Origin of the sequence: Actinoallomurus sp. NBC_01490 (genome assembly GCF_036227085.1) — a bacterium.
GTDB lineage: Bacteria > Actinomycetota > Actinomycetes > Streptosporangiales > Streptosporangiaceae > Actinoallomurus > Actinoallomurus oryzae.
Window position 1 is genome coordinate 3,217,115 of sequence record NZ_CP109433.1, and the last position, 24,492, is coordinate 3,241,606.

Sequence of the window (24,492 nt, forward strand, 5' to 3'; positions counted from 1 at the left end):
CGGAAGGCCCTCACGGCGGGTCTACTTGATGAAGCCCTGCTGCTTGAGCCAGTCGTGGGCGACCTGCTTCGGCTCGTAGCCGTCGACGTCGACCTTCGCGTTGAGCCGGCTCATGGTGTCGTTGGTGAGCTTCTGCGCCACCGGGGCGAAGATCTTCTGGATCTGCGGGTACTTGTCGGCGATCTGCTGGCGGAGGGTGAGCGAGGCGTTGTAGACGGGGAAGAAGTGCTTGTCGTCCTCCATGACCTGCAGGTGCTTCGCGGGGATGCGGCCGTCGGTCGTGAAGACCTCGCCGAAGTTGCACGTCGAGCCCTTGGCGGTCTCGGTGTAGATGACCCCCGTGTCGAGCTGCTTGACGTTCCCCGGCGGGACGTTCATGTCGTAGGCCTTCTTCAGGCCGGGCCAGCCGTCGTCCCGGGTGCTGAACTCGCTCTCGATGCAGAAGGTCGCCTCGGCGGGCTTGGTCTTGAGCAGGTTCGCCACGTCGGACATGGTCTTCACGCCGAGCTGCTGCGCCTCCGTCTGCCGGATCGCGAACGCGTACGTGTTGTTCAGCGGGGCGGGCGGCTCCCAGACGATCTTGTTCTTGGCCAGGTCCTCCTTGGCCACCGCCTGGTACTGCTCGGTGGGGTCGGCGATCGGCTTGGCGTGCTTGAGATAGGTGATCCAGCCGGTCCCGGTGTAGTCCCAGTACAGGTCGACGAGGCCCGAGGTCAGTGCGTTACGGGTGTTGGTCGAACCCTGGATGTTGGTCTTGTCGGTGACGCTCGCGCCGTGGGCGCGCAGCAGCTGCAGGGTCATCTGCCCGAGCACCAGCTGCTCGGTGAACTCCTTCGAGCCGACGCGTAGCGACGCCCCCTTGAGCTCCTGACCGGCGCTTCCCTGCTCGACAGCGGACTTCGATCCGCCGCAGGCCGCGAGTGACGCCGCAAGAGTGAGCACTCCGAAAGCCGCTCCGATGGCACGAAAACGCATGTGAACCTTTCTCTCTCTCGGCCGGTCGTCACGATCGGCCCGGGCGTCGGTCAGGAGGAATCGGTCGGGAGGAATCGTCAGGAGAGGCCGCGAGGTCGTAGCACGTCCTCGGCCAGGCTGCCGAGCCAGTCGACCAGGAACGCGATGCAGCAGGTGAGAACGCCGCCAGTGATCAGAACCGGATGGCGGGACAGCTTGATGCCGTTGACGATCATGTCGCCGAGGCCGCCCGCGTTGACGAAGGTGGCGAGCGTGGCCACGCCGACGGTGAGCACCAGTGCGGTCCGCAGACCGGCCAGGATCACCGGTACGGCCAGCCGCAGCTCCACCGACAGCAGCACCTGGAGCCGCGTCATCCCCATGCCGCGTGCCGCCTCGACCAGGGCGGGGTCGACCTGCTGGATGCCGACCATCGTGTTGCGGAGCACGGGCAGCACGCCGTACGCGACCAGGCCGATCATGGCGATCTTGAACCCGACCCCGAACTTGATGGTGAGCAGCACCAGCACGCCGATGGACGGAATCGCCTGGCCGAGGTTGGAAAGGCCGAGGATCACCGGGCTCACCCACTTGGCCCTGGGCCGCGAGACGAGCACGCCGAGCGGGATCGCGATGACGACGATGATCACGCTGGCGAGCAGGGTGAGCTTGAGGTGCTCGATCACCCGGTCGTGCATGTACGTGTAGTTCAGCGTGCGCCGTTCGATCGAGTCGAGCTTGAGCCCGTGCACCCACAGGTAGAGCACGCCGAGCGCGGCGGCGATCGCGATCGGTGTTCCCAGGTGCCGGAGCAGGACGCGTCCCCGGCTGCGCCGTGGTGTCCCGGTGGCACCGACTTCACCCGTGACGGGCAGCGTGTCAGCCACCACTCGGCTCGACCTCCCGGCTCTCGCTGTTGATCGCTTCGCAGATGTCCTGGTAGGTCAGGCGACGGCGTACGTCCCCCGAGACGGCGGCGACCTCCTCGGTACCGTGCGCGACCATGGCGTCCAGCGCCTCGCGCAGCGTCGCCGTCGCCTCGACCTCCGGCAGTCCGGCGGTCCCCTCCGGGCCGTCGCCGGCGGTGCGGGCGTCCTCGACGGTGATCAGGGCCAGGCGCTTCAGCGTCCCCGCGGTGCCGATGAAGCCGGCGACGTAGTCGTCCGCGGGAGCGCTCAGGATCCGTGCCGGCCGGTCGTACTGGGCGATGTGTGAACCCTCCCGCAGTACGGCGATCCGGTCACCGAGCCTGATGGCCTCCTCGAAGTCGTGCGTGACGAAGATGATGGTCTTGCGGAGCTCACGCTGGAGCCGCAGGAACTCGTTCTGCAGGTGCTCGCGCGTGATCGGGTCGGTGGCGCCGAACGGCTCGTCCATCAGCATCACCGGCGGGTCCGCGGCGAGCGCGCGGGCCACCCCGACCCGCTGCTGCTGGCCACCGGACAGCTGCCGTGGATACCGGGAGCGGAAGTCCGCCGCGTCGAGCCCGACCAGGCCGAGCAGCTCGTCGACCCGTTCGCTGATCCTGGCCTTCGACCAGCCGAGCAGCTTCGGCACGACGCCGACGTTCTGGGCGATGGTCAGGTGGGGGAACAGCCCGATCTGCTGGATCACGTAACCGACGTGGCGGCGCAGGTCATCCGGACGCATCTTGAGCACGTCCTCGTCGCCGATGCGGATCTCGCCGGAGGTCGGCTCGATCAGCCGGTTGATCATCTTCATCGTGGTCGTCTTCCCGCACCCGGAGGGGCCGACGAAGACGACGAGCTCCCCGGCCGGCACGTCCAGCGAGATCGCGTCCACGGCGGGACTGGACTGTCCCGGATAGCGCTTGGTGAGTTCGCGCAGCTCGATCCGGACGCCACCGTCACTGTTCTCGAACACGAAGACCCCTCGGACTGGTTAGACGGCGGACGATGAGGAAGAACAGGTCGCAGAGAAGAGCGAGGATCACCACGCCCAGCGTTCCGGCCAGCGCCTCGTTCAGCGAGTTCGCCGAGCCCAGGCGGGACAGCCCGTCGAGGATCTGCTGGCCCAGCCCGGGACCGGCCACGTACGCCGCGATCGCGGTGATGCCAATGATCATTTGGGTGGCGACGCGGATCCCGCTGAGGATCAGCGGCCAGGCGAGCGGGAGCTGAAGGCGCCACAGCACGTGGAACGAGCTCATCCCCATGCCGCGCCCGGCCTCGATGACCGCCGAGTCGACGCCGCGCAGGCCCACCACGGTGTTCCGGATGATGGGCAGCAGCGAGTAGAGGGTGAGCGCGAACACGGTCGGTGACCAGCCGAGGCCGAGTACCGGGATCAGCAGGCCGAGCAGCGCGAACGACGGGATCGTGAGGAACCCGCTGGAGACCCCGATGGCGAAGCCGCTCAGCCGCGCGTGCCGCCAGGTGAGCGTCCCGATACCGACGCCGAGCACGGTGGCGATGGCGATGGACAGCGCCACGACGAGGGCGTGCTGTCCGAAGGCACGCGTGAGCTCGTCCGAGCGCGTCTGGACGTACTCCGTGAAGGTCATCGCACTCTTTGAAGGGCCATGTTTTATACCTAATTGTCGGATTCAAGGGCGGGAGGGTGGAATCTTACGGCATGGAACGGTCCGAAACCATGTACGGACCCTCAGTCACGACCGTGACGGCCGCGTGCGCGCGTCGCGCGCGGGCGCGCGGCACGCCGACGGCGGGCCATGGGCGGGAGGCTCGGGCCGATGCCGCGAAACAAGCGATCGACCTGCGAAGACGCTCACGAGCGCCGCGTGCGTGCCGGCCGTATGACGACGACCGGGAGCACGCCGCGCCGGGGGCGGATCACGACGAAGATCACGTTTTGGCATCGCCGATCGGGATCCGCCGGATCGAGACAATTAGCCGATGAAATGTTCGGCGGAGTGGCGCCGAAACTCCTATGGGACAAGGCCTCCGCTCGCCCGCGGCGTCACCCCTTGACGGTCAGCAGGGGGCGGAGTTCGACGACCGGGTCGGCGACGCCGGCGTTCCGCAGGCTGGAGACGACCGGGCCGATGTCCTTGTAGACCCAGGGCGCCTCCTGCTTGAGGTCACGGCGCCAGGCGGCCATGACGTCGGTGCGGTGGGCGACCTTGGGGTCGCGGTGGTCCAGCGGCGTGACCACGCGGAACTCCGCCAGGAACGCGTCGAGCTCCTTCTCGCTCGCGCGTGAGGCGGCGCCGCGCGGCACCCGGCGGCCCGCGCCGTGGCAGGCGCTCGCCAGCGACCGCGGGTTGCCGTGGCCGCGCAGGAGGTAGCTCGCCGCACCCATCGAGCCGGGGACGATGACGGGTTCGCCCCACAGCGCGTACGGTCCGCCGGCCGTCTCCTCATAGCCCCCGGCCGGGGTGGCGCCCTTGCGGTGCGTGACGGTGTCACCGTCCTGCCAGAGCAGGTTGTGCGGCGCGTCGTAGACGAGATCGGCGGTGAGGTCGCCGCACTCGGCGGCCAGCCCGGTGCGCAGCATGAGGGACAGGAAGAAGCGGTTGCCGACCGCGAAGTTCGCGGCGTTGCCGAGGGCGTCGAGGTAGCGCCTCCGTCGCGTCGCGGACCGCTCGTCGAGGAGCATCGGGATGATCTTGTTGTCGGGTGCGGGGAGATCGTCCGGCCACGCGGCGCGGGCCTGGTCCATGCCGTCGGCGTTCGCCTGGTGGCCGAGGGACAGCGAGCCGCTGTGCACCATCGAGACGACCTGGCCGAGCTCGAGGCCCCAGGCGTACGCGGCCTGCCGGTCGTGCACGGCGGCGACGTACTGCAGCTCGGCGAAGTGGTTGCCGCCGCCGACGCTGCCGATGATGCTGTCGTAGCTCGTGCCGCCCGCGCTCGTGATCCAGTCGCGGAACGGCTCGGCGGTCGTGGTGGGGTAGCGGGAGCGGTGGATCCGGTCGTGCCGCTCGTCCTCGCGCAGCGCCGCCCAGACGCCGGCGTCCGGCCGCGGGCCCGCGTCCAGGAGGCCGGGCAGGCCGTCGCGGAGCAGGCCCTCGCGCTGCGCGGCGGTCAGGGCGATGCGCCGCCCGCCCTCGAAGAACAGGTGGCGCAGGCGGCGTTCGAGGGCGTCGAGCCGGGGCCGTACGTCGTCGACGGTCAGCGAGGTCGTCTCCACGCGCATGCCGCAGTTGATGTCGTTGCCGACGGCCTGGGGGATCAGCGCGCCGCGGGTGCGCAGGACCGTACCGATCGGGATGCCGGCGCCCTTGTGGAGGTCGGGGGTGAGCACGACCCGGGTGATCGCGGCGTCGCCGCCGAGACGTTCGAGGGTGGCCGCGGTCTGGAGGACGGTGAGGATCTCGTCGATGGCGCTGGATTCGATCGGCACGTCCGCGGCGGCGCAGATGTCGACCGGGACGTGCCAGGGGTTGGGCAGGCGCAGCCAGTCGTCGTCGACGCGGACGAGTCGTGGATCCTGCGTGGGAGAGCTGGGCATGAGGCCTTCCTGGTGGCTGCTTGTCGAGGCATGAGGGAGTGCCGCCGCGTTTTCGGTGCGCGGCGGGAGTGCCGGTATTCCCCGGGTTCAGCAGCCGCGAGGTGGAACGACGATATCCCGCCGGACCGGGGCGGTCGCAACGGGATTTCGTCGTTTCGCCGGTTATCGGGCCTGCAGCGCAGCGGCCGGGGCGGTGAGCGGGGTCCGGCGGGCGCTGCGGAGGATGCTGATGCTCATCGCCAGCAGCCAGTAGCTGAGGATCGCGCCCATGGAGGCGGTCGTGCCCCAGCCGTTGGCGGCGTAGAAGAACGCGGGCTTGTTGCCGAAGAACATCGAGGGGATGAAGGCGAAGTTGATCGCTGCCAGGACGTACGCCGAGCGGCCGGTCCAGCGGGGGAGGGCCCGGGTGCGGGCGATCGCGTAGCCGACGGCGGCGAGGAAGGTGCCGAGCAGCATGCGCCCGATCGAGCCGTACAGGATATAGGTGCCGTTGACGGTGATGGTCGGATCGATCGGGTGGTCGGTCGCGATGACGGAGCCGGCCTCCAGGCCGTGGGAGACGAGCGTGACCACGACGTACGCGAGCCCGGCGGCGGAGGCGATCCCGCCGATCCACTCGTGGCGCGGGCTGACGGCCTTGATCAGTTCGCGGAGGCCGGTGACGAACAGGAGGAGGAGACCGAGGGCGAGGATGCCGATCAGGAGGCGGGACAGGACGTTCCAGTCCGGCGGCGCACCGTCGTAGACGAAATAGAGCGGCACTTCGACGATGAACGCCACGGCGGCGGCGAGGCAGGAGAATCCAGTGAACTTCCGGGCGAGTTTCTCGTTCATCTCAGCTGGGGCCTTTCCGAGCATTTCTTGCTGACATGAGCAATCCTGCTGGGGAAGGCCACAGCGTGTCGGTGGGCGTGGGCACCGGCCGGGGGTGGACCTTTCACCACCATCGCCCCGGTGGTGCCAGGACCCGTGCCGCCGTCAGGCGGGGGTGTCCCACAGGTCGAGTTCCCGATTGATTTCGTCGCTGGGCGCCGCGTCGCCGCCCCGCATCCAGTATTGCGCCGCACGGCCGAACGGCAGGATGGTCGACGCCGCGCTGCCGACGACGCCGACGCGGTTGTTCACCGCGCGTACTCCCCCTTGCCCATCCCCGGTCGTGTAGCCCCTGACCCGCACCTTACGGCCATTGTTCGGATAGGGATTTCCGGACTCGTCGGTGTTGAAGAGATGGAATCCAAAGTCGTGCAGAACGCCGTTCTTTCCCGCCCGCCACGCTTGCTTTCCGGTGCTGACGGCCACGTGGAAGTCGTTGATTTTTGCGTGTTTCCCGGTGGCGTCGGCTCTGACGCGAGCCAAGGTCTGGCGGCCGCCGCCGTACTTCGAATCCATGAATTTCTTTCCGGGCGACGAACGCAGTAGCGCGGCGAAGGATTTCTCCTTGATCTGCCGAAGCTCGGCACGCAGCCGGGGCAACAGTCCCTTGATGCGCCGGAGTATCCCCAGCAGCAAGGCCATCATGTGTCCGACGACGCCGGCGGTCCGCTCCGACTCCGCCGTGATCCGCTGCGCGGCGACCAGCTCTGAGACCCCGAACGTCTCGACGGCGGCCAGTTGTGCGCCGATCCACGCCACCGCGGCCCACACGACCACATCGTTGATCATCTCGCGGATGACGGCCTCGACGTCGGTGATGAGCGAACTGACCAACTGCAGAAGCGCGGCGGTCCGGTCGGCGCTGCCCGCGGTCTCGGTGATTCCGTCCCGCATCTCCGTCAGGCGCCGCCGCGCGGCGTCCGCGGTGGTTCCCTGCCACGTCTCTCCGAGAGTCTGGTCCATGGTCTCGTCGAGGTTCGTGGCGAGCTTGCGGCAGCCCTGGGCGATGCTGTCGAAGTTGTACGCGGCCTGTCCGGTGGCGATCGGGTCACCCGTCAGCAGGTCCGTGACACTCTTCGTCCAGTAGAACGCGTTCAGCAGAAACGGAATGCCGCATCGAACCAGAAAACCCATCGGGTCGGCGCGGAGATTGGTGATGCCAGAGAACGTCAACAGGTAAGCGGTGGAGGCGTCGGTGGCCAGCAGTGCGATGTCAGTACCGATGTTGTACTTGTCGTCGCTGGTCAGGTCGCCGTACAGTCGCAAGGAATGAAGGCCGGTCGAGCCCCACGCGCCGACGAACGATGGCGCGGAGGTGATGATGCCGTTCCAGATCCGATGGTTCTGGTAGAACTGCGACGCCGGATTCAGCTTGCGGAGTTGCCGGCCGTCACCATATTCGTTCCCGACCTTCGCCAATACCCGCAGGCATGCGGTTTCGGCCGAAGAATAGTTGGTGGCCGTGCCGTGAAGGCGTTTCTTCGCGCCGTCGATGGCGCCGGACATGTGGTTCAGGTGTTCTTTGAACTCGGTGGCGAGTGACAGGAAATCCTGTCTCAAGGACCGGAGCAGCCCCCACGCGTGTTCCGACGACAGGGAACGCGCCGCATCGTCGGTGGCGCGATGAAACGTCTCCACCCGGGTCGCCAGTGTCCCGATGCCGTGCGCGGCGCTGCCGACCGCGCCGGCGGAGACGGTGAATCCGTCCATGTGCCGTCCCCAAGACGATCCGGCCGTGCCCGGCGTCAACGATCAATACCGAAGTCGATCTTACCGAGCCGACGTTCAGGCCGGTCGGCCCGGCAGGGTCGTTGAGACCAGGCGGCGGATCGCGTCCAGGTCGACGTCCTCGGCCAGGGAGGTCTCCTCGGGCATGTCCTTGATCGCCTCGTCGACGTTGAGCAGCGTGCGGAACAGCCGGGGGAGCACGGTGCGGGCGAGCAGGTCCTCCGCGAGCACCGCGCTGTCGGCGGGGTCCATCGCGTACCGCTCGGCGAGGTAGGTGCTCAGGCGCTCGTACGTGCTGCCGAAGATGGCGTCGAAGTACGTGCTCGAACTCCCGGGCAGTCGTTCGGCCTCGGTGATGGTCAGCCGGCAGGTCCGTACCTGGGCCTCCCACACCATCAGCTGCAGGAACCGCCCGCAGAACCGCGTCACCGCCTCCGCGGGCTCCTCGGCGTACGCGCCGGGGGTGCCCAGCCTGCGCAGGTACAGCTCACGGACGAGGTCCAGGACCGCGAGGAACAGCGTGTCCTTGTTCTCGAAGTGGGCGTACAGCGTCCGCTTGGACGTCTCGGCACGTGACGCGACGGTGTCCATCGAGGCCCGTTCGTAGCCGGTCTCGAGGAACACGTCCTTGGCCGTGAGCAGGATGTGGCGGCGCAGCTCCTCGCCGCGCCGCTGCCGCGTGCGCCGCGGTTCGCCCTCTTGCCTCATCGGCTTGCATCCTCAAAAGTAAACGGTACGGTAGAGTTTACTTCGTCGGAGCGACTCCAGTGGAGAGAACTCATGCTCGTTATCACCGCCCCTACGGGAAACATCGGACACCAGGTCCTCGACCGCGTCCTCACCGGCGACCAGCCGGTCCGCGTCATCGTGCGCGACCCGAACAAGCTGCCCGCCGACGTCCGTGAGCGGGTCGAGGTCGTCCAAGGCTCGCACGGCGATCCGCGGGTCGTCACCCGAGCCTTCGACGGCGCCGACGCCGTGTTCTGGCTGCTGCCGCCCGACCGCCAGGCCGCCAGTGTCGAGGAGGCCTTCGTGGGCTTCACGCGCCCCGCCGCCGAGGCGATGCGCGACCAGGGCGTCAAGCGCGTCGTGGACGTCAGCTCCCTCGGCCGCGGCACCGCCTACGCGGGCAAGGCGGGGTACGTGACCGGCTCGCTGGCCATGGACGACCTGATCGCCGGCACCGGCGTGGCGTTCCGCGCGCTGACCATGCCCGCGTTCATGGACAACCTGCTGCGGCAGGTCCGGGCGATCAAGGAGCAGGGCGTGTTCTACGACGTCCTCGACCCTGACCACAGGCTGCCCACCGTGGCCACCCGCGACATCGCCGCCGTCGCCGCCCGTCTGCTGCTCGACACCAGGTGGACCGGCCAGGAAGAGGTCCAGGTGATCGGCCCCGAGGACCTGTCCTACGACGACATGGCCGCCGTCGTCTCCGAGGTGCTCGGGGCCCCCGTGCGGTACCGGCAGGTCTCCATCGAGGCGCTCGAACAGCAGCTCACCGGCCCCGGCCGGTCCGACGCCATGGTGCAGGGCATGCTCGACATGATGATCGCGGCGGACAACGGCCTGTACGGCGGCGTCACCCGTACGCCGCAGCACGCGATCGACACCCCGACCACCTTCCGGCAGTGGTGCGAGGACGTCCTCAAGCCCGCGGTCAAGGGCGCCTGAGAAGTGAGCCGGATGACCACACCGCCGACGACCGCCGATCGGCTGGACGAGCGACTCGACGCGATCGCCGACGGTTTCAGCACGTCACGCCGTTCGCCGGTGCTGCACACGCCGGCCGAGCACGGGCTGCGGTTCGAGGACGTCACCTTCCCCTCCGAGGACGGCACTCCGCTGGAGGGGTGGTTCGTCCCGGCCGAGGGCGCGGACACCGTCGTGATCGTCAACCATCCACGGTGGTTCAGCCGCTCGGGGCTCCCGTCCCACCTCGAACCCTGGCGTTCGGCGCATGCCGCCACCGGCAACGACGTCGAGGTCGACTTCGTCCCGGACATCGCGATCCTGCACGCCGCCGGGTACCACGTCCTCGCCTACGACCTGCGCAACTTCGGGCTCAGCGGCGCCGCCAACGGCGGGCTGACGACGGGCGGCAACTTCGAGTCGCGCGACGTCATCGGGTCCCTGCGCTACGCACGGTCCCGGCCGGAGCTGCGGGACGCGAAGATCGCGCTGTTCTCCCGGTGCCTGGGAGCCAACGCCACCCTGTTCGCGATGGAACGAGCACCGCGGGAGTTCGCGGACGTCCGGTGTCTCGTCGCGTGCCAGCCGCTGTCGGCCCGCATGGTCCTGACACGGAACCTGGAGCGACAGGGCATACCGGTCGAGTGCCTCGACGAGCTCGACCGGCGGATCAGGCTCCGCACCGGTTTCGACCTCGACTCGATGTCACCGGCGCGCGCCGCCCGGAGCGTACGGACGCCGACGCTCGTCTACCAGGTCCACGACGACCTGATGACCAGGCCGGCCGACGTCCAAGCGGTCTTCGACGCCATCCGGGACGACGTACCGAAGGACCTGCTCTGGATCCACGGGACCACCCGGCGATGGGACGGGTACCTGCACTTCCAGCGGAACCCGGACCGGATCCTGGACTGGCTCGCGCGGCACACCCGGTGAACCTCAGCCCACCTCGTCGGCCGTCAGCCGCTGGGTGCCGATGACCTCCAGCAGCCGCAGCTGCTCGACGGCGGGCGTGCCGGGCCGGGGAGCGAACCACAGGAGCCGCTGGCGCCCGTCCTCGCTCAGCAGGGTGAGGCAGTCGATCTCGACGACGCCCAGCTCCGGATGGACGATCCGCTTGCTGTCCCGGCGACGTACGGCGACGTCGCCGCCGTCCCAGAGGGCGGCGAACTCGGCGCTCTCGCGGCGCAGGGCCGCCACCATCGCGTCGGAGTACGGGTCCTTCCCACGGCGGCCGGCGGCGGCCCGAAGGTCCGCCGCGAACGCGGCCGACTGGTGCGGGTGGTCCTCAGGCGGGTACAGCTCGCGCGCCGCCGGATCGGTGAACCAGCGGTAGGCGAAGCTCGCCGCGAACCCGCCGCCCGTCGGCTGCCGGCCGAGCAGCGCCACGGCGAGCGGGTTCTGCACCAGAGTCTCGTGGAGATCGGTGATGATCTGCGCGGGCGTGCCGGCGAGCCGTCCGAGCAGGTCGAGCATGGCCGGCTGCACGTACGACAGGCCGCCGCGCGGCGGGGGCACGGGACGCCCGGCGAGGTGGAAGAGATGGTCCCGCTCGTCGTGGTCGAGCCGGAGCGCCCGGGCCAGCGCGGCGAGCATCTGGGCCGACGGCTGCGCGCCGCGCCCGCGCTCCAGCTCGGTGTAGTAGTCCGGGGAGGCCCCGGCGAGCGTGGCGACCTCGTCGCGCCGCAGGCCGGGCACCCGCCGCCGCGGCCCGCCGGGCAGCCCGACGTCCGCCGGCCTGATCCGGGACCGCCGGGACCGCAGGAAGGCGCCCAGCTCGGAAAGGTCCATCCGCCCATTATCGCCGGGCCGGCCCGGCTCATCCTGGGGGCGCCGTCCCCAGGGAAAGGGCCACCTGGTCACCTGCGTCCCGTACGGCGATGGTGGACGGAGAACGAGGAGGAACACATGCCTTTCGCCAATCTCAAGGTGCCGGCGGGCCTGCTGTCGGCCGAGGAGAAGCAGAGACTCGTCACCGGAGTCACCGAGCTGTACGTCGAGACCTTCGGCGAGCGAGCCCGTCCCAACACGATGGTCCTGGTGGAGGAGGTGACCGACGGCGGCTGGGGAGTGGCCGGCCAGGTACTGACCCGCGCGATGCTCCAGCAGCCCGGCCCGTCCGGCGGCTGAGCACCCGGAGGGAACCCGACAGGCGTCCGATGAGTTGAACCGGTTGTTTCACTCGAAATGAGGAGAGACCCCCTTGACTCAGGACGCCATCGGTGAGGCCTTGGTCCGGGCCCTCGCGGAGGAGAACTTCGCGGCCCGGATCATCGGCCCGACGACGATCGCCATCAGCGTCCCGGGCGGCGACATCAACCCCGACATCGGTGAGTGGCGTGCCCACGCCGGCCGCGTGCCACCGGCCGACCTCCCCGCGTTCGCCGCGGAGTTCGCCCGCGGCTTCGCGCGGGGGATCCGCAAGCAGATGGCGCGGGCGCAGGCCACCGCGGCGGTCGACGTCGAACGCCTGCTGGCCGAAGACGCGCTGCGCGTGCGGATCTACCCGGAGGCGGCGCTGGCCGACCCGCCCGGCATGCGGGACGCCCTGCTGACCCGCACTCTCGCGCCGGGCCTGCTGGAGACGGTGGTCATCGACCGGCCCGACTCGATCCAGCCGCTCAACCGGGCGGACCTCGGCGGCAGGCCGGAGAACCAGGTCTTCGGCGCCGCGCTCCACGCGTCGCTGAGCCGGGAGCCGCACAACACCGGCACCGACGAGGTCTGGGGCGTCCCGATCACGCACATCGGCGAGACCCACCGCTACGTGGGCTGCCGCGTTCACGTGCTCCGGCGCTTCCTCGGGTCCGCCCCGTACGGCGCGCTGGTCTCCTTCCCGATCCCCGAATACCTGGTCGTGCACGAGATCGGCGCCGTCCACGTGATCTCGGCGCTGGAGGCCATGCAGGCGCTCGCCCGCACCCATGTCGAGAAGGGGCAGAACGCCATCAGCCCCCAGATCTACTGGTGGCGCCCCGGCGCGTACGAGCAACTGCCCGAGGGGCACGCGCTCGCCAGCGGCCAGGTCCCGGACCTGCGGCCCGTGGAGATCCAGGTGGACCACGAGGAGAAGAGCGTCACCCCGCGCACCGCGGAGACGCAGGAGCTCATCGAACTCTGGATGCGCACCAACGCGTGACGTTGTGCACCCCCGGATCGGCCGGTGCGCGGCGCTGAGAACCGCCGCGAGGCGAACCGGCCATCCGCGCGACCGGGCAACCGGCTATCCGCGCACCCGTACCAGACCGGCCTCGTAGGCGATGATGACCAGCTGGACCCGGTCGCGGGCGTCGAGCTTGGTGAGCAGCCGGGTCATGTAACTCTTCACGGTGGCGACGCTGATGACCAGCTCGGCGGCGATCTCCGCGTTGGACAGGCCGCGCCCGACGAGGGTCAGCACCTCGTGCTCCCGTTCGGTGACGCCGTCGAGCGTGGGCCGCTCGGGAGCGGGCGCCGGGCGGCCGGCGAACTCCTCGATCAGGCGGCGCGTGACACTCGGGGCGATCAGGCCGTCTCCGGCGGCGACGACGCGGATCGCGGCGAGGATGTCGTCCAGAGCCATGTCCTTGACGAGGAACCCGGCCGCGCCGGCGCGCAGGGCGCCGTAGACGTAGTCGTCATCGTCGAACGTGGTGAGGACGACGACGTGTGCGGAGGAGGGACCGGCCGCGATCTGCCGGGTGGCCTCGATCCCGTCCATGCCGGGCATGCGGATGTCCATCACGACGACATCCGGGTCGAGGCTCCGGGCCAGCTCGACCGCCTCGGCGCCGGTGCCGGCCTCGCCGACGACCTCGATGTCGGGGGCGTCGGTGATGACCATCTGCAGGGCGGTGCGGACCAACGGCTGGTCGTCGGCGAGGACAACGCGGACGGTCATGCGACTCTCGCGGGGAGGGGGAGTTCGGCGGTCACGCGGTAGCCGCCTTCGGGCGCCGGTCCGGCGGAGAAGTCTCCATGGAGCAGGGCGACGCGTTCGCGCATCCCGACCAGGCCATAGCCGGTGTCCGGGGTGCCGCCGTGGCCGCGCCCGCGGTCGGCGACCTCGATGGAGAGAGCCCCGTCCCGATGGTCGATGGACACGGTGCACGATCGGGCGTCGGCGTGCCGCACCACGTTCGTGACGGCCTCCTGGATGATCCGGAAGGCGGAAAGATCGACCTCAGCGGGGAGCGGGCGCCGGTCCCCACGCCATCGGACGTCGACGCGGACACCGGCGGCCGTGGTCGTCTCGGCCAGCCGGTCGACGTCCGCCAGACCCGGCATCTCGTCGAGCGGTGCGATGTCGGTTCCCGCTTCCCGCTCGGCCTGCCGGAGCGCGCCGAGCATCCGGCGCAACCCGGACAGCGTCTCCCGGCTCGCGGTCTCCACCTCGCCCAGGGCGTCGCGCGCCCGGCCGGGCTGCGTGTCGATGACCCTCCGCGCCGCTCCGGCCTGCAGGGCGATGATCCCGATGCTGTGCGCGACCACGTCGTGCAACTCGCGGGCGATCCGGAGCCGTTCGGCGGTCACCGCCTGGGCGCGCCGGGCATCGGCGTGATCGCGGGTCTGATGGATCGAGTTCCCGATGAGCCAGGAGATCAGGGCCGTCATCATCACGGCCAGCTCCGTGGAGGTCCCGATGGTCCACCCGCGCGCGACCCGGAAGGCCAGATAACCGGCCAGCGTGGCGACCACCAGACCGGCGGCGGTGAGAGACGTCCGGCGCCGCCCGGAGGCCGCGATGAAGCACAGGGCGACGTCCACGGAGAGGAACTGCGGCACCGGGATCGCGCCGACGCTCAGCGGGAGCGTCCCGATGACGGAACCGGCGAGCACCGAGACGATGGCCGTGATCGGCCGGCGGAGCAGCAGGCAGCTGCCGACCAGCGTGAGCGCGGTGGCCATCATCAGCATCGTCAGGCCGTCCCACCGGTAGAAGATGACCCCGGCGTACACCGATGCCGCGCCCTCACCGGGCAGCCTCAGCCGGATGAGGAACGTGAAGACCGTGCCGGCGCACCAGGCCAGGGCCGTCCAGACGCCCGGTGGAACGCGCTTGAACAGGGGAGAAGGGGACACGGCGCCGATCGTAATCGGGTGATTCTGGCGAGGCATCGGCCCACGGGTGTACGACCTCGGTCGACACCCCGTCCCCGGCAATACCGCCGACGGCCCGATGCGTGGCGGGCCCGGCCCGCGACACCGTTGGCCGCGTGATCGAAGTGAGCGAACTGACGAAGCGCTACGGCCCGAAGGCGGCCGTCAACGGACTCACCTTCACGGTGCGTCCGGGTCATGTCACCGGATTCCTCGGGCCCAACGGCGCGGGCAAGAGCACCACGCTGCGGATGATCCTCGGACTGAACGAGCCGACCAGCGGTACCGCCACCGTCGCCGGCCGCCCGTTCCGGGACCGCCCGCGCGGACTCCGGCATGTCGGCGCGCTGCTCGACGCCCATGACGTGCACGGCGGCCGCACCGCGTACGCGCACCTGTCCGCGCTGGCCCGCGGCAACCGGATCCCACGGCGCAGGGTCGAGGAGGTTCTGCGGGAGGTGGGCCTGGCGGAGGCGGCGCGCCGTCGCGTCGGCGGGTTCTCACTGGGCATGAGGCAACGGCTCGGCATCGCCACCGCCCTGCTCGGCGACCCGCCCGTGCTGTTGTTCGACGAGCCGATCAACGGGCTGGACCCCGAGGGCGTGCGATGGGTGCGCGGGCTGTTCCGTCGCCTGGCCGGCGAAGGGCGGACCGTGTTCGTCTCCAGCCACCTCATGAGCGAGATGGAGCACACGGCCGACCATCTCATCGTCATCGGCCGGGGCGAGCTGATCGCCGACGAGAGCCTGGCCGAGTTCGCGGCCCGCGGTACGCCCCAGAGCGTGACCGTGCGCACTCCTGACGCAGCCTCGCTGACGGCCGTCCTGACCACCGAGGGAGCGTCCGTACGACCGGACGGGAACCAGGCGCTCACGGTCACCGGACTGAGCGCCGTCCGTATCGGCGAACTCGCCTTCCGGCACCGCGTGCTGCTGCACGAACTCGTCCCCCGTACCGCCTCGCTGGAGGAGGCGTTCATGGAACTCACCGCCGACAGCGTCGAATACCTCGCCGGAGACGCCCGATGACCGCACCGACCCTCAGCGTTCCCCCCGCCGTCGCCGAGCAGCGCGCCCGGTTCCGCGATCTCCTCGCCGCCGAGTGGACCAAGCTCTGGTCGCTCCGCTCGACCTACTGGACCCTGCTCCTCAGCGGGCTGGCCGTCATCGGGCTGAACGTGAACGCCGCCGTCGCCGACTACCACAACTGGCCGCAGTACGGCGCCGACATCCGCGCCATCTTCGTTCCGCTCTGGGCGATGCGGGACGCTTTCACGGATGTCGCCGGCCTGGTGTTCATGCTCGCCGCCGGTAGCGTCGGCGCGATCACGATCACGGGCGAGTACGGGACGGGACTGATCCGCACGACCTTCTCGGCCGTGCCGGACCGCCGTTCGCTGGTGACGGCGAAACTGATCGACGTCACGCTGGTCATGCTCGGCTATGGGACCGTCGTCGCCGGAGCCTCCTTCTGGGCGACCCAGGCCATCCTGTCCGGTCGCCACGTCGGCATGTCGATCGGCTACCCCGGAGCGTTCCAGGCGGTCGCGGCGTCGGCGGTGCTCGCACCGGTGTGCGCGTTCATCGGCATGGGCCTCGGTGCGATCATCCGGCACGGCGCGGCGACCATGGCGATCACCACGGTGGTCCTCCTGCTGCTGCCCCTCTGCTTCACCGACCACTACCGCTGGACGGCCGACATCAAGCACGCGCTGCCCGCCAGTGCCTGGCAGCGCCTGACCGACGTCGGCTACGGACGTTTCGGCTTCGTCGTGCACCGGCCGACGACGACCACCGAGGCGTGGATCGCGCTGGCCCTCTGGGCGCTCGGCGCGGCGCTCGTCGCCGTCACCGTCGTCCACCGTCGGGACGTGTGAACCATGGGCGCCACTCTCATCGTCACCAATGACTTCCCGCCGCGGATGGGCGGCATCGAGACGTTCGTTTACGAACTGGCGCGCCGGTTCCCGCCCGGCGAGGTGGTCGTCTACACCTCGCGTGAGCCGGGCGGGGAGCGGTTCGACGCCCGACTGGGGTTTCCCGTGGTACGGGACCGGTCGCGGACGCTGCTGCCGACGCAGAAGGTGGCAGCGACGGCGGTAGCGGTCGCGGACGAACACGAATGCGACCGGGTGTGGTTCGGCGCGGCCGCGCCGCTCGGCCTGCTCGCCGGAAGGCTCGGACTCCCGTCGGTGGCCACCACGCATGGGCATGAGGTCTGGTGGGCGTCCTTGCCCGGGTCGCGGCAGGTGCTGCGCCGGATCGGCGGCCAGGTGGGCACCGTCACCTACCTGACCGGCTACACGCGTCGGCGGATCGTCCGGGCGTTCGGTCCCCGGACGCGAACGACGCGGCTGGTCCCGGGGGTGGACACTTCGGTGTTCCGCCCGGACGGCGACACCTCCGGGATCCGGAAGCGCTACGGCCTGCGGGACCGGCCCGTCATCCTCAGCGTGTCGCGGCTGGTCGCCCGCAAGGGGCAGGACCGGCTGATCCGCGCGCTGCCCCTGGTGCGCCGGACGGTGCCGGACGCGGTGCTGCTGATCGTCGGGTCCGGCCCGTACGAGGACCGGCTGCGCCGGCTCGCGGGGGAGGGGGTCGTGTTCGCCGGGCCGCAACCGCACGAGGCGCTGCCCCCGTTCTACGCGGCGGCGGACGTGTTCGCCCTGCCGTGCCGGAGCCGGCTCGGCGGGCTGGAGGTCGAGGGGCTGGGGATCGTGTTCCTGGAGGCGGCCGCGGCCGGGCTTCCGGTGCTGGCGGGGGATTCGGGCGGTGCCCCCGAAGCCGTCCGGGACGGGGAGACCGGGCACGTGGTGGACGGGCGTTCGGTGCCGGCCATCGCCGACCGGCTGATCGAACTGCTCACCGCTCCAGGTGCGATGGGGGAGAAGGGCCGGGCCTGGGCCTGCGGGGAGTGGCACTGGGACCGCTCCTACGACCGACTGCGCGACCTGCTGTACCGTACGGACGGCGTCTGACCGGACGGTGGTCCCGAGCTCATGTCCGTGGGGCGTGGCCGGACAGGCGGCGGGTGAGCTCGGCGGACGCCTCGCGGACGCGGGCGGCGAGCTCGGGCCATTCCTCCTCCGCGCGGGCGTCCCGGCGGAACGTCACCGTCATCGCGGCGGCCGGGCGGCCGACGTGGTCGAAGCTGCACGCCGCGATGCTCGCGAAGCCCTCCGTCACGTGGCCGTCCTCCACCGCCCAGCCGCGCCGGGCGTCCTCGGCCAGGAGCCGGCGCAGCTCCCGCAGCGACCGGGGGCCCGCTCCGGTCCGGTTGACCAGCTCTCCCGGGACCAGGGCCCGTACCTGTGCGGTGGGCAGATGGGCCAGCATCACCCGGCCGCTCGCGGTCAGGTACGCCGGCATCCGCACGCCGACGTCCGTGACCAGGGTCGCGTGGTGGCGCGGCTGTTCCTTCAGCAGGTACAGCGTCTCGGCCCCGTGCAGCACGCCGAGCTGGACGATCTCGCCGAGCCGGTCGACCAGACGGACGAGGAGCGGACGGGCCAGGCGCTCCAGCGGGCCCTGGCGCAGGTAGGCGGAGCCGATCTCGAACGCCGTCACGCCGAGGCCCCACAGCCGGTCCTCGGGCAGGTACGTGACGAAGCCGTCTTCGGCCATCGCGGTGAGCAGGTGGTACGTGCTGGAACGCGGCAGGTCCAGCGAGCGGGCGATGGCCGAGGCGGCGAGGGGCCGCGCGGAGGAGGCCAGCAGGCGGAGCACGGCCATCACCCGCCGTGCCGCCGGTACCTGTTCGCCCGCCACGTCTCTCCACCTCGGTGAACGCCGCGTCCCGCGTCATCCTGCGTCTCGGGGCCGTTCCACGGCCCGCCACACCCTTCAGTGTCTCGTATCCGAGACACATGCCGCCCACCCGGGGTACGGGCATCGTCCGCGGTCGCGTCCAATAGGGGTATGACGAAAATCCCCGTCGGCACCGGCCCGCTCGCCTTCGGCGACGTGGTGGCCGTCGCCCGCCACGGCGCCGAGGTCGCCCTCACCGACGAGGCGCTCAAGGCGATCGCCGAGGCCAGGGCGCACGTGGACGACCTCGCCTCCCGGCCCACGCCCGCGTACGGGATCTCGACCGGGTTCGGCGCCCTCGCGACCCGGCACATCCACGAGGAGCTGCGGGCCCGGCTCCAGGAGAACATCGTCCGCTCCCACGCCGCCGGGTCCGGGCCCGAGGTCGAGCGTGAGGTCGTGCGGGCGATGATGCTCCTGCGCCTCAGCACGCTCGCCACCGGCCGTACCGGCGTGCGGCCCGTCACGGCCGAGACCCTCGCCGCGGTGCTCAACGCGGGCATCACCCCGATCGTGCACGAGTACGGCAGCCTGGGCTGTTCCGGCGACCTCGCCCCGCTCAGCCACGTCGCCCTCGCGCTGATCGGTGAGGGCGACGTCCGCGACGCCGACGGGAACAAGACGTCGGCGAAGCAGGCCCTCGCCGAGGCCGGCATCCAGCCCCTCACCCTCGTCGCCAAGGAGGGCCTGGCCCTGCTCAACGGCACCGATGGCATGCTCGGCATGCTCGTGCTGGCCATCGAGGACCTGCGCGCCCTGCTGCGCGCCGCCGACATCGGCGCCGCGATGAGCGTCGAGGCCCAGCTCGGCACCGACCGGGTCTTCGCCCAGGATCTGCAGGAGCTGCGTCCCCACCCCGGCCAGGCCGACAGCGCCGCCAACCTCCGCCGCCTCCTGAAGGACTCGGCGATCATGGAGTCGCACCGCGGCCCGCACTGTAACCGCGTCCAGGACGCCTACTCGCTGCGCTGCTCCCCGCAGGTGCACGGCGCCGCGCGGGACACCCTCGCCCACGCCGCCCTCGTCGCCGGGCGCGAGCTGGCCTCCGCGGTCGACAACCCCGTCGTGCTGCCGGACGGCCGGGTCGAGTCCAACGGCAACTTCCACGGCGCGCCGATCGCGTACGTGCTGGACTTCCTCGCCATCCCGGTCGCCGACGTCGCCTCCATGGCCGAGCGCCGTACCGACCGGATGCTGGACGTGTCCCGCTCGCACGGGCTCCCGGCGTTCCTGGCCGACGACCCGGGCGTCGACTCCGGCTACATGATCGCCCAGTACACCCAGGCCGCCGTCGTGAACGAGCTCAAGCGGCTCGCCGTGCCCGCCAGCGTCGACTCGATCCCCAGCTCGGCCATGCAGGAGGACCACGTCTCCATGGGCTGGGGCGGGGCCCGCAAGCTGCGCCGCGCGGTCGACGGCCTCACGCGGGTCGTCGCGATCGAGATCATGACCGCCGCCCGCGCCCTCGACCTGCGGGCGCCGCTGCGGCCCGGCCCGGCGACCGCCGCCGTGGTCGCCGCCCTCCGTACGGGCGTCCCCGGGCCCGGCCCGGACCGCCACGTCGCCCCCGAGATCGCCGCCGCCGTCGACCTGGTCCGCGACGGCTCGCTCGTCACCGCCGCCGAGTCCGTCGTCGGCCCCCTCGCGTAAAGGAGAGAACGCCATGGGTCCCCGTCCCGTACGCGCGCCGCGCGGCACGACACTGAGCGCCAAGGGCTGGCAGCAGGAGGCCGCCCTGCGGATGCTCATGAACAACCTCGACCCCGAGGTCGCCGAGCACCCCGACGAGCTGATCGTGTACGGCGGCTCGGGCCGCGCCGCGCGCTCGTGGGACGCCTTCGACGCGATGGTCCGCGCCCTGCGCGACCTGGAGGCCGACGAGACCCTCATGGTCCAGTCGGGCAAGCCGGTCGGCGTCTTCCGCACGCACGAGTGGGCGCCGCGGGTGCTCATCGCCAACTCCAACCTCGTGCCGCAGTGGGCGACCTGGGAGGAGTTCCGGCGGCTGGAGTCGCTCGGGCTGACCATGTACGGGCAGATGACCGCCGGCTCGTGGATCTACATCGGCACGCAGGGCATCCTGCAGGGCACGTACGAGACGTTCGCGGCGGTGGCGGCCAAGAGGTTCGGCGGCACGCTGGCCGGGACGATCACGCTGACCGCCGGGCTCGGCGGCATGGGCGGCGCCCAGCCCCTCGCGGTGACGATGAACGGCGGCGTCGCGATCTGCGTCGAGTGCGACCCCTCGCGCATCGACCGCCGGGTCGAGCACCGCTACTGCGACGTGCGCGCGGACAGCGTCGAGGAGGCGCTGCGCCTGGCCGTCGAGGCGCGCGACGCGCGGCGGCCCCTGTCGATCGGGCTGCTCGGCAACGCCGCCGACATCGTGCCGTCGCTGCTCGCCGACGGCGCGCCCATCGACGTCGTCACCGACCAGACCTCCGCGCACGACCCGCTGACGTACCTGCCGCGCGGGGTGGCGTTCGAGGACATGGCCGCCGAACGCGCCAAGGACCCCGACGGCTTCATCGCCCGGGCCCGCGAGTCGATGGCCGCGCACGTCGAGGCCATGGTCGGCTTCCAGGACGCGGGCGCGGAGGTCTTCGACTACGGCAACTCCATCCGGGGCGAGGCGCAGCTCGCCGGCTACACCCGTGCCTTCGACTTCCCCGGGTTCGTGCCCGCCTACATCCGGCCGCTGTTCTGCGAGGGCAAGGGCCCGTTCCGCTGGGCCGCGCTGTCCGGCGACCCGAAGGACATCGCCCGCACGGACAAGGCGATCCTCGACCTGTTCCCGGAGAACGAACAGCTCGCCCGCTGGATCCGGATGGCGGGGGAGAAGGTGCACTTCCAGGGGCTGCCCGCGCGGATCTGCTGGCTCGGGTACGGCGAGCGGGACCGGGCCGGGCTGGAGTTCAACAAGCTCGTGGAGAGCGGCGAGATCAGCGCCCCGATCGTGATCGGCCGCGACCACCTCGACTCGGGCAGCGTCGCCTCGCCGTACCGCGAGACGGAGGGCATGGCCGACGGCTCCGACGCGATCGCCGACTGGCCGCTGCTGAACGCCCTGGTCAACGCCTCCTCCGGCGCCTCCTGGGTGTCGATCCACCACGGCGGCGGGGTCGGCATCGGCCGGTCGATCCACGCGGGCCAGGTCACGGTCGCCGACGGCACGCCGCTCGCCGCGCAGAAGCTGGAGCGCGTCCTCACCAACGACCCGGGCATGGGAGTCATCCGCCACGTCGACGCCGGCTACGACCGCGCGGCCGAGGTGGCCGCCGAGCGCGGCGTACGGGTCCCGATGCGCGAGGCTTGATCCATGGCATTCGAGGAGATGTGGGAGGCGCTGCGCCCGATCGGGCGGGCCGGGAGCGGTGGCTACCGGCGGTTCTCCTGGACGGCGGCGGACCGGGAGTGCCGTGCCTGGTTCGTCGAGGAGGCGCGGTCGCGCGGGCTGGCCGTCGAGCGCGACCGCAACGGCAACCTGTTCGCCTGGTGGGATGTGGACAAGAACGCCGATGCGAGCGTCGGCGGCCTGCTCGCCAGCGCGGCGAGCCTCGCCGCGGACGCGATGGCGGGCGACGTCCACGGGGAGCCGGTGACCGGGCGCCGCGACGCCGTGCTGACCGGCAGCCACCTGGACTCGGTGCCGGACGGCGGCGCCTACGACGGGCCGCTGGGCGTCGTCTCGGCGCTCGCCGCGATCGACCTGCTGCGAGAGCGGGGCGCGAAGCCGCGCCGCCCGCTCGGCGTGGCCGTCTTCGCCGAGGAGGAGGGCGCCCGCTTCGGCGTCGCCTGCCTGGGATCCCGGCTCGCCACCGGGGCGATCGACCCGGCACGCGCGCGCGACCTGCGCGGCGCCGACGGCGTGACCTGGGGCGAGGCCATGGCCGCCGAAGGGTATGACCCCGAGGCGATCGGCCCCGACACGCAGCTGCTGTCGCTGGCCTGCTTCATCGAGCTGCACGTCGAACAGGGCCGGGCGCTGAGGGCACCGGTCGGGCTGGCGAGCGCGATCTGGCCGCACGGGCGGTGGCGCTTCGACTTCACCGGGGCGGGCGACCACGCGGGTACGACCCGGCTCGCCGACCGCCGCGACCCGATGCTGCCGTTCGCCCGTACGGTACTCGCCGCACGCGAGGCCGCGATGCGGCATGACGCCGTCGCGACGATGGGCAAGGTGCGGGTGACGCCGAACGGGGTCAACGCGATCCCGTCGTCGGTGGCGGCCTGGCTCGACGCCCGCGCCCCGTCCGAGGAGGCCGTGCGCGCGACGGTCGCGGACGTGCGGGCGGCGGCGCAGGAGGCCGCCGGGCGGGGCCGCGTTGAGGTGTCGCTGAGCGAGGAGTCCTACACCGAGGTGGTGGACTTCCACGCCGAACTGCGCGACCGGCTGGCCAAGGCGCTCGGCGACCCGCCGGTGCTGCCGACCGGCGCCGGGCACGACGCCGGCATCCTGTCCGCGCACGTGCCGGCCGCGATGCTGTTCGTCCGCAACCCGACCGGCGTCTCCCACGCGCCGGCCGAGCACGCCGAGCCCGCGGACTGCCTGGCGGGCGTGGAGGCGCTCGCGGACGTGCTGGAAGAGCTGGCGTGCCGGTGAGGTACCACGCCGAGCACGCGTGGCTGGACGGCGCGGTCGTCGCGGACGTGCTCTTGGAGGTCGACGGGGCGCGCTTCACGTCGGTCGCCTCCGGCGTGCCCGCGCCCCCGGACGCCGTACGCCTGGCCGGGCTCACGCTACCGGGGCTGGCGAACGCGCACTCGCACGCGTTCCACCGGGCCCTGCGGGGCCGCGTGCAGGCGTCGCGGGGCACCTTCTGGACGTGGCGTTCGCAGATGTACACGGTGGCCGCGCGCCTGGATCCGGACACCTACTTCGCCCTGGCCCGCGCGGTGTACGCGGAGATGGCGCTCGCCGGGATCAGCTGCGTGGGCGAGTTCCACTACCTCCACCACGGGCCGGGCGGGGTGCCGTACCGGGACGCCAACGCCATGTCCGCGGCGCTGCTGGCCGCCGCCGAGGAGGCGGGGATGCGCATCACGCTGCTCGACGCGTGCTACCTGACCGGCGGCATCGGGGATCCGCTGCTCGGGCCGCAGCTGCGGTTCGGCGACGGCACGGCGTCGGCGTGGGCGTCCCGGGTGTCGGGGCTGCGGCCGGGCGAGCACGCGCGGGTCGGCGCCGCGATCCACTCCGTACGCGCCGTTCCACGCCGTGAGCTGGGCGAGGTCGCCGCGTGGGCCGCCTCGCGGTCGGCGCCGCTCCACGTGCACCTGTCGGAACAGCCGGCCGAGAACGCCGCGTGCCTGGAGGCCTACGGCCGGACGCCGGCGGCCCTGCTCGCCGAGAGCGGCGCGCTGGGGCCGCGGACGGTGGCCGTGCACGCGACCCACCTGACCGCCTCGGACGTCACGCTGCTGGGCGGCGCGCGCACGGGCGTGTGCATGTGCCCGACGACCGAACGCGACCTGGCCGACGGCATCGGCCCGGCCCGCGCCCTGACCGACGCCGGCTCGCCGCTGTCACTGGGCTCGGACCAGCACGCGGTGATCGACCTGTTCGAGGAGGCGCGGGCGGTCGAGCTGGACGAGCGGCTGCGCACCCGCCGGCGAGGTCACTGGACCGCCGCGGAGCTCCTGACCGCCGCCACGGCGGACGGCCACGCCGCCCTGGGCTGGCCGGAGGCGGGCCGCCTCGCCCCGGGCGCGTACGCGGACCTGGTCACGGTGGCGCGCGACTCGGTACGCCTGGCGGGTGCGGCCCCGGACCACCTGGCCGAGTCCGTGGTCTTCGCCGCGTCTCCCGCCGACGTACGGCACGTGGTGATCTCCGGCCGCGAGGTCGTCCGCGACGGCCGCCACCTCCTCGTGGACGACGTCCCCGCCGCGCTGACCGAGTCGATCGCCGCCGTGACGGCTTAGC

At 71.4% G+C, this 24,492-nt stretch carries 23 protein-coding genes; 11 read left to right on the forward strand and 12 right to left on the reverse strand.

Annotation, left to right across the window (positions count from 1 at the left end):
• Positions 1-21: 21 nt before the first annotated feature.
• The 8 genes from OG417_RS15525 to OG417_RS15560 form a co-directional block, all read right to left on the reverse strand.
• A complete protein-coding gene (locus OG417_RS15525; protein WP_329255991.1) occupies positions 22-975 on the reverse strand; it encodes a glycine betaine ABC transporter substrate-binding protein in 954 nt (317 codons plus the stop codon).
• 77 nt (positions 976-1,052) lie between these two features.
• Positions 1,053-1,844: an ABC transporter permease gene (locus OG417_RS15530; RefSeq protein ID WP_329255993.1), complete on the reverse strand. Its 792-nt coding sequence runs from the start codon at positions 1,842-1,844 to the stop codon at positions 1,053-1,055.
• Positions 1,834-2,838 (reverse strand): ABC transporter ATP-binding protein, encoded by a 1,005-nt coding sequence (locus OG417_RS15535; RefSeq protein ID WP_329255995.1) that lies wholly within the window; start codon positions 2,836-2,838, stop codon positions 1,834-1,836. The genes OG417_RS15530 and OG417_RS15535 overlap by 11 nt, the downstream gene beginning before the upstream one ends.
• Entirely contained in the window at positions 2,822-3,478 is a 657-nt protein-coding gene (locus tag OG417_RS15540; protein ID WP_329255997.1) for an ABC transporter permease, read from the reverse strand. Before OG417_RS15540 ends, OG417_RS15535 begins: the two co-directional genes overlap by 17 nt.
• A 416-nt stretch (positions 3,479-3,894) precedes the next feature.
• Entirely contained in the window at positions 3,895-5,388 is a 1,494-nt protein-coding gene (locus OG417_RS15545; RefSeq protein ID WP_329255999.1) for an RtcB family protein, read from the reverse strand.
• A 162-nt stretch (positions 5,389-5,550) separates the two neighbouring features.
• Complete coding sequence (locus tag OG417_RS15550) at positions 5,551-6,222, reverse strand: hypothetical protein (RefSeq protein ID WP_329256000.1); 672 nt, start codon at positions 6,220-6,222, stop codon at positions 5,551-5,553.
• Between the two features lie 144 nt (positions 6,223-6,366).
• Positions 6,367-7,971, reverse strand: coding sequence for a hypothetical protein (locus tag OG417_RS15555; RefSeq protein WP_329256002.1), 1,605 nt, complete (start codon positions 7,969-7,971; stop codon positions 6,367-6,369).
• Between the two features lie 75 nt (positions 7,972-8,046).
• Positions 8,047-8,697: a TetR/AcrR family transcriptional regulator gene (locus tag OG417_RS15560; RefSeq protein WP_329256004.1), complete on the reverse strand. Its 651-nt coding sequence runs from the start codon at positions 8,695-8,697 to the stop codon at positions 8,047-8,049.
• A 72-nt stretch (positions 8,698-8,769) separates the two neighbouring features.
• Here OG417_RS15560 and OG417_RS15565 point away from each other — a divergent pair, with 72 nt between their 5' ends.
• Positions 8,770-9,663: an NAD(P)H-binding protein gene (locus tag OG417_RS15565; protein WP_329256006.1), complete on the forward strand. Its 894-nt coding sequence runs from the start codon at positions 8,770-8,772 to the stop codon at positions 9,661-9,663.
• Positions 9,664-9,675: 12 nt separating this feature from the next.
• Complete coding sequence (locus OG417_RS15570) at positions 9,676-10,617, forward strand: alpha/beta hydrolase family protein (RefSeq protein WP_329256008.1); 942 nt, start codon at positions 9,676-9,678, stop codon at positions 10,615-10,617.
• A 3-nt stretch (positions 10,618-10,620) separates the two neighbouring features.
• Here OG417_RS15570 and OG417_RS15575 read toward each other — a convergent pair whose 3' ends face one another.
• Positions 10,621-11,472 carry a helix-turn-helix transcriptional regulator gene (locus tag OG417_RS15575; protein WP_329256010.1) on the reverse strand — a complete coding sequence of 284 codons (852 nt, stop codon included), beginning with the start codon at positions 11,470-11,472 and terminating at the stop codon, positions 10,621-10,623.
• Between the two features lie 117 nt (positions 11,473-11,589).
• Here OG417_RS15575 and OG417_RS15580 point away from each other — a divergent pair, with 117 nt between their 5' ends.
• Together OG417_RS15580 and OG417_RS15585 are read left to right on the forward strand one after the other, a co-directional pair.
• Positions 11,590-11,811 carry a tautomerase family protein gene (locus OG417_RS15580; RefSeq protein ID WP_329256012.1) on the forward strand — a complete coding sequence of 74 codons (222 nt, stop codon included), beginning with the start codon at positions 11,590-11,592 and terminating at the stop codon, positions 11,809-11,811.
• 73 nt (positions 11,812-11,884) lie between these two features.
• Positions 11,885-12,820, forward strand: a complete 936-nt coding sequence (locus tag OG417_RS15585) for a hypothetical protein (RefSeq protein ID WP_329256015.1) — start codon at positions 11,885-11,887, stop codon at positions 12,818-12,820.
• Between the two features lie 84 nt (positions 12,821-12,904).
• On the opposite strand, the gene OG417_RS15590 is transcribed toward OG417_RS15585, so the two are convergent.
• Together OG417_RS15590 and OG417_RS15595 are read right to left on the reverse strand one after the other, a co-directional pair.
• Positions 12,905-13,561 carry a response regulator transcription factor gene (locus OG417_RS15590; protein WP_329256017.1) on the reverse strand — a complete coding sequence of 219 codons (657 nt, stop codon included), beginning with the start codon at positions 13,559-13,561 and terminating at the stop codon, positions 12,905-12,907.
• Complete coding sequence (locus OG417_RS15595; RefSeq protein WP_329256019.1) at positions 13,558-14,742, reverse strand: sensor histidine kinase; 1,185 nt, start codon at positions 14,740-14,742, stop codon at positions 13,558-13,560. Before OG417_RS15595 ends, OG417_RS15590 begins: the two co-directional genes overlap by 4 nt.
• Positions 14,743-14,876: 134 nt before the next feature.
• Here OG417_RS15595 and OG417_RS15600 point away from each other — a divergent pair, with 134 nt between their 5' ends.
• Genes OG417_RS15600 through OG417_RS15610 form a run of 3 tightly spaced genes read left to right on the forward strand, consistent with a single transcriptional unit; the run spans position 14,877 to position 17,737 of the window.
• Positions 14,877-15,788, forward strand: coding sequence for an ABC transporter ATP-binding protein (locus OG417_RS15600; protein ID WP_329256020.1), 912 nt, complete (start codon positions 14,877-14,879; stop codon positions 15,786-15,788).
• Positions 15,785-16,636, forward strand: a complete 852-nt coding sequence (locus tag OG417_RS15605; RefSeq protein ID WP_329256022.1) for a hypothetical protein — start codon at positions 15,785-15,787, stop codon at positions 16,634-16,636. The genes OG417_RS15600 and OG417_RS15605 overlap by 4 nt, the downstream gene beginning before the upstream one ends.
• 3 nt (positions 16,637-16,639) lie before the next feature.
• Positions 16,640-17,737, forward strand: a complete 1,098-nt coding sequence (locus tag OG417_RS15610) for a glycosyltransferase family 4 protein (RefSeq protein ID WP_329256025.1) — start codon at positions 16,640-16,642, stop codon at positions 17,735-17,737.
• Between the two features lie 19 nt (positions 17,738-17,756).
• Here the strand turns inward: OG417_RS15610 and OG417_RS15615 are convergent, their stop codons facing one another.
• A complete protein-coding gene (locus tag OG417_RS15615) occupies positions 17,757-18,491 on the reverse strand; it encodes an IclR family transcriptional regulator (protein WP_329262310.1) in 735 nt (244 codons plus the stop codon).
• Between the two features lie 186 nt (positions 18,492-18,677).
• Here OG417_RS15615 and hutH point away from each other — a divergent pair, with 186 nt between their 5' ends.
• Genes hutH through OG417_RS15635 form a run of 4 tightly spaced genes read left to right on the forward strand, consistent with a single transcriptional unit; the run spans position 18,678 to position 24,491 of the window.
• On the forward strand, positions 18,678-20,216 hold the full coding sequence (gene hutH / locus OG417_RS15620; RefSeq protein WP_329256026.1) for a histidine ammonia-lyase: 1,539 nt from the start codon (positions 18,678-18,680) through the stop codon (positions 20,214-20,216).
• Positions 20,217-20,229: 13 nt separating this feature from the next.
• Positions 20,230-21,882 (forward strand): urocanate hydratase, encoded by a 1,653-nt coding sequence (gene hutU / locus OG417_RS15625; RefSeq protein WP_329256027.1) that lies wholly within the window; start codon positions 20,230-20,232, stop codon positions 21,880-21,882.
• A 3-nt stretch (positions 21,883-21,885) separates the two neighbouring features.
• Positions 21,886-23,169 (forward strand): allantoate amidohydrolase, encoded by a 1,284-nt coding sequence (locus OG417_RS15630; protein ID WP_329256028.1) that lies wholly within the window; start codon positions 21,886-21,888, stop codon positions 23,167-23,169.
• Positions 23,166-24,491: a formimidoylglutamate deiminase gene (locus OG417_RS15635; RefSeq protein WP_329262313.1), complete on the forward strand. Its 1,326-nt coding sequence runs from the start codon at positions 23,166-23,168 to the stop codon at positions 24,489-24,491. The genes OG417_RS15630 and OG417_RS15635 overlap by 4 nt, the downstream gene beginning before the upstream one ends.
• Position 24,492: the final 1 nt, after the last annotated feature.

Excerpts from the sequence above, each read along its gene's own strand:
- OG417_RS15525 (WP_329255991.1), bottom strand. The coding sequence starts at position 975 with ATGCGTTTTCGTGCCATCGGAGCGGCTTTCGGAGTGCTCACTCTTGCG.
- OG417_RS15540 (WP_329255997.1), bottom strand. The coding sequence starts at position 3,478 with ATGACCTTCACGGAGTACGTCCAGACGCGCTCGGACGAGCTCACGCGT.
- OG417_RS15545 (WP_329255999.1), bottom strand. The coding sequence starts at position 5,388 with ATGCCCAGCTCTCCCACGCAGGATCCACGACTCGTCCGCGTCGACGAC.
- OG417_RS15550 (WP_329256000.1), bottom strand. The coding sequence starts at position 6,222 with ATGAACGAGAAACTCGCCCGGAAGTTCACTGGATTCTCCTGCCTCGCC.
- OG417_RS15555 (WP_329256002.1), bottom strand. The coding sequence starts at position 7,971 with ATGGACGGATTCACCGTCTCCGCCGGCGCGGTCGGCAGCGCCGCGCAC.
- OG417_RS15560 (WP_329256004.1), bottom strand. The coding sequence starts at position 8,697 with ATGAGGCAAGAGGGCGAACCGCGGCGCACGCGGCAGCGGCGCGGCGAG.
- OG417_RS15565 (WP_329256006.1), top strand. The coding sequence starts at position 8,770 with ATGCTCGTTATCACCGCCCCTACGGGAAACATCGGACACCAGGTCCTC.
- OG417_RS15570 (WP_329256008.1), top strand. The coding sequence starts at position 9,676 with ATGACCACACCGCCGACGACCGCCGATCGGCTGGACGAGCGACTCGAC.
- OG417_RS15575 (WP_329256010.1), bottom strand. The coding sequence starts at position 11,472 with ATGGACCTTTCCGAGCTGGGCGCCTTCCTGCGGTCCCGGCGGTCCCGG.
- OG417_RS15580 (WP_329256012.1), top strand. The coding sequence starts at position 11,590 with ATGCCTTTCGCCAATCTCAAGGTGCCGGCGGGCCTGCTGTCGGCCGAG.
- OG417_RS15590 (WP_329256017.1), bottom strand. The coding sequence starts at position 13,561 with ATGACCGTCCGCGTTGTCCTCGCCGACGACCAGCCGTTGGTCCGCACC.
- OG417_RS15605 (WP_329256022.1), top strand. The coding sequence starts at position 15,785 with ATGACCGCACCGACCCTCAGCGTTCCCCCCGCCGTCGCCGAGCAGCGC.
- OG417_RS15610 (WP_329256025.1), top strand. The coding sequence starts at position 16,640 with ATGGGCGCCACTCTCATCGTCACCAATGACTTCCCGCCGCGGATGGGC.
- OG417_RS15615 (WP_329262310.1), bottom strand. The coding sequence starts at position 18,491 with ATGGCCGTGCTCCGCCTGCTGGCCTCCTCCGCGCGGCCCCTCGCCGCC.
- hutH (WP_329256026.1), top strand. The coding sequence starts at position 18,678 with ATGACGAAAATCCCCGTCGGCACCGGCCCGCTCGCCTTCGGCGACGTG.
- hutU (WP_329256027.1), top strand. The coding sequence starts at position 20,230 with ATGGGTCCCCGTCCCGTACGCGCGCCGCGCGGCACGACACTGAGCGCC.
- OG417_RS15630 (WP_329256028.1), top strand. The coding sequence starts at position 21,886 with ATGGCATTCGAGGAGATGTGGGAGGCGCTGCGCCCGATCGGGCGGGCC.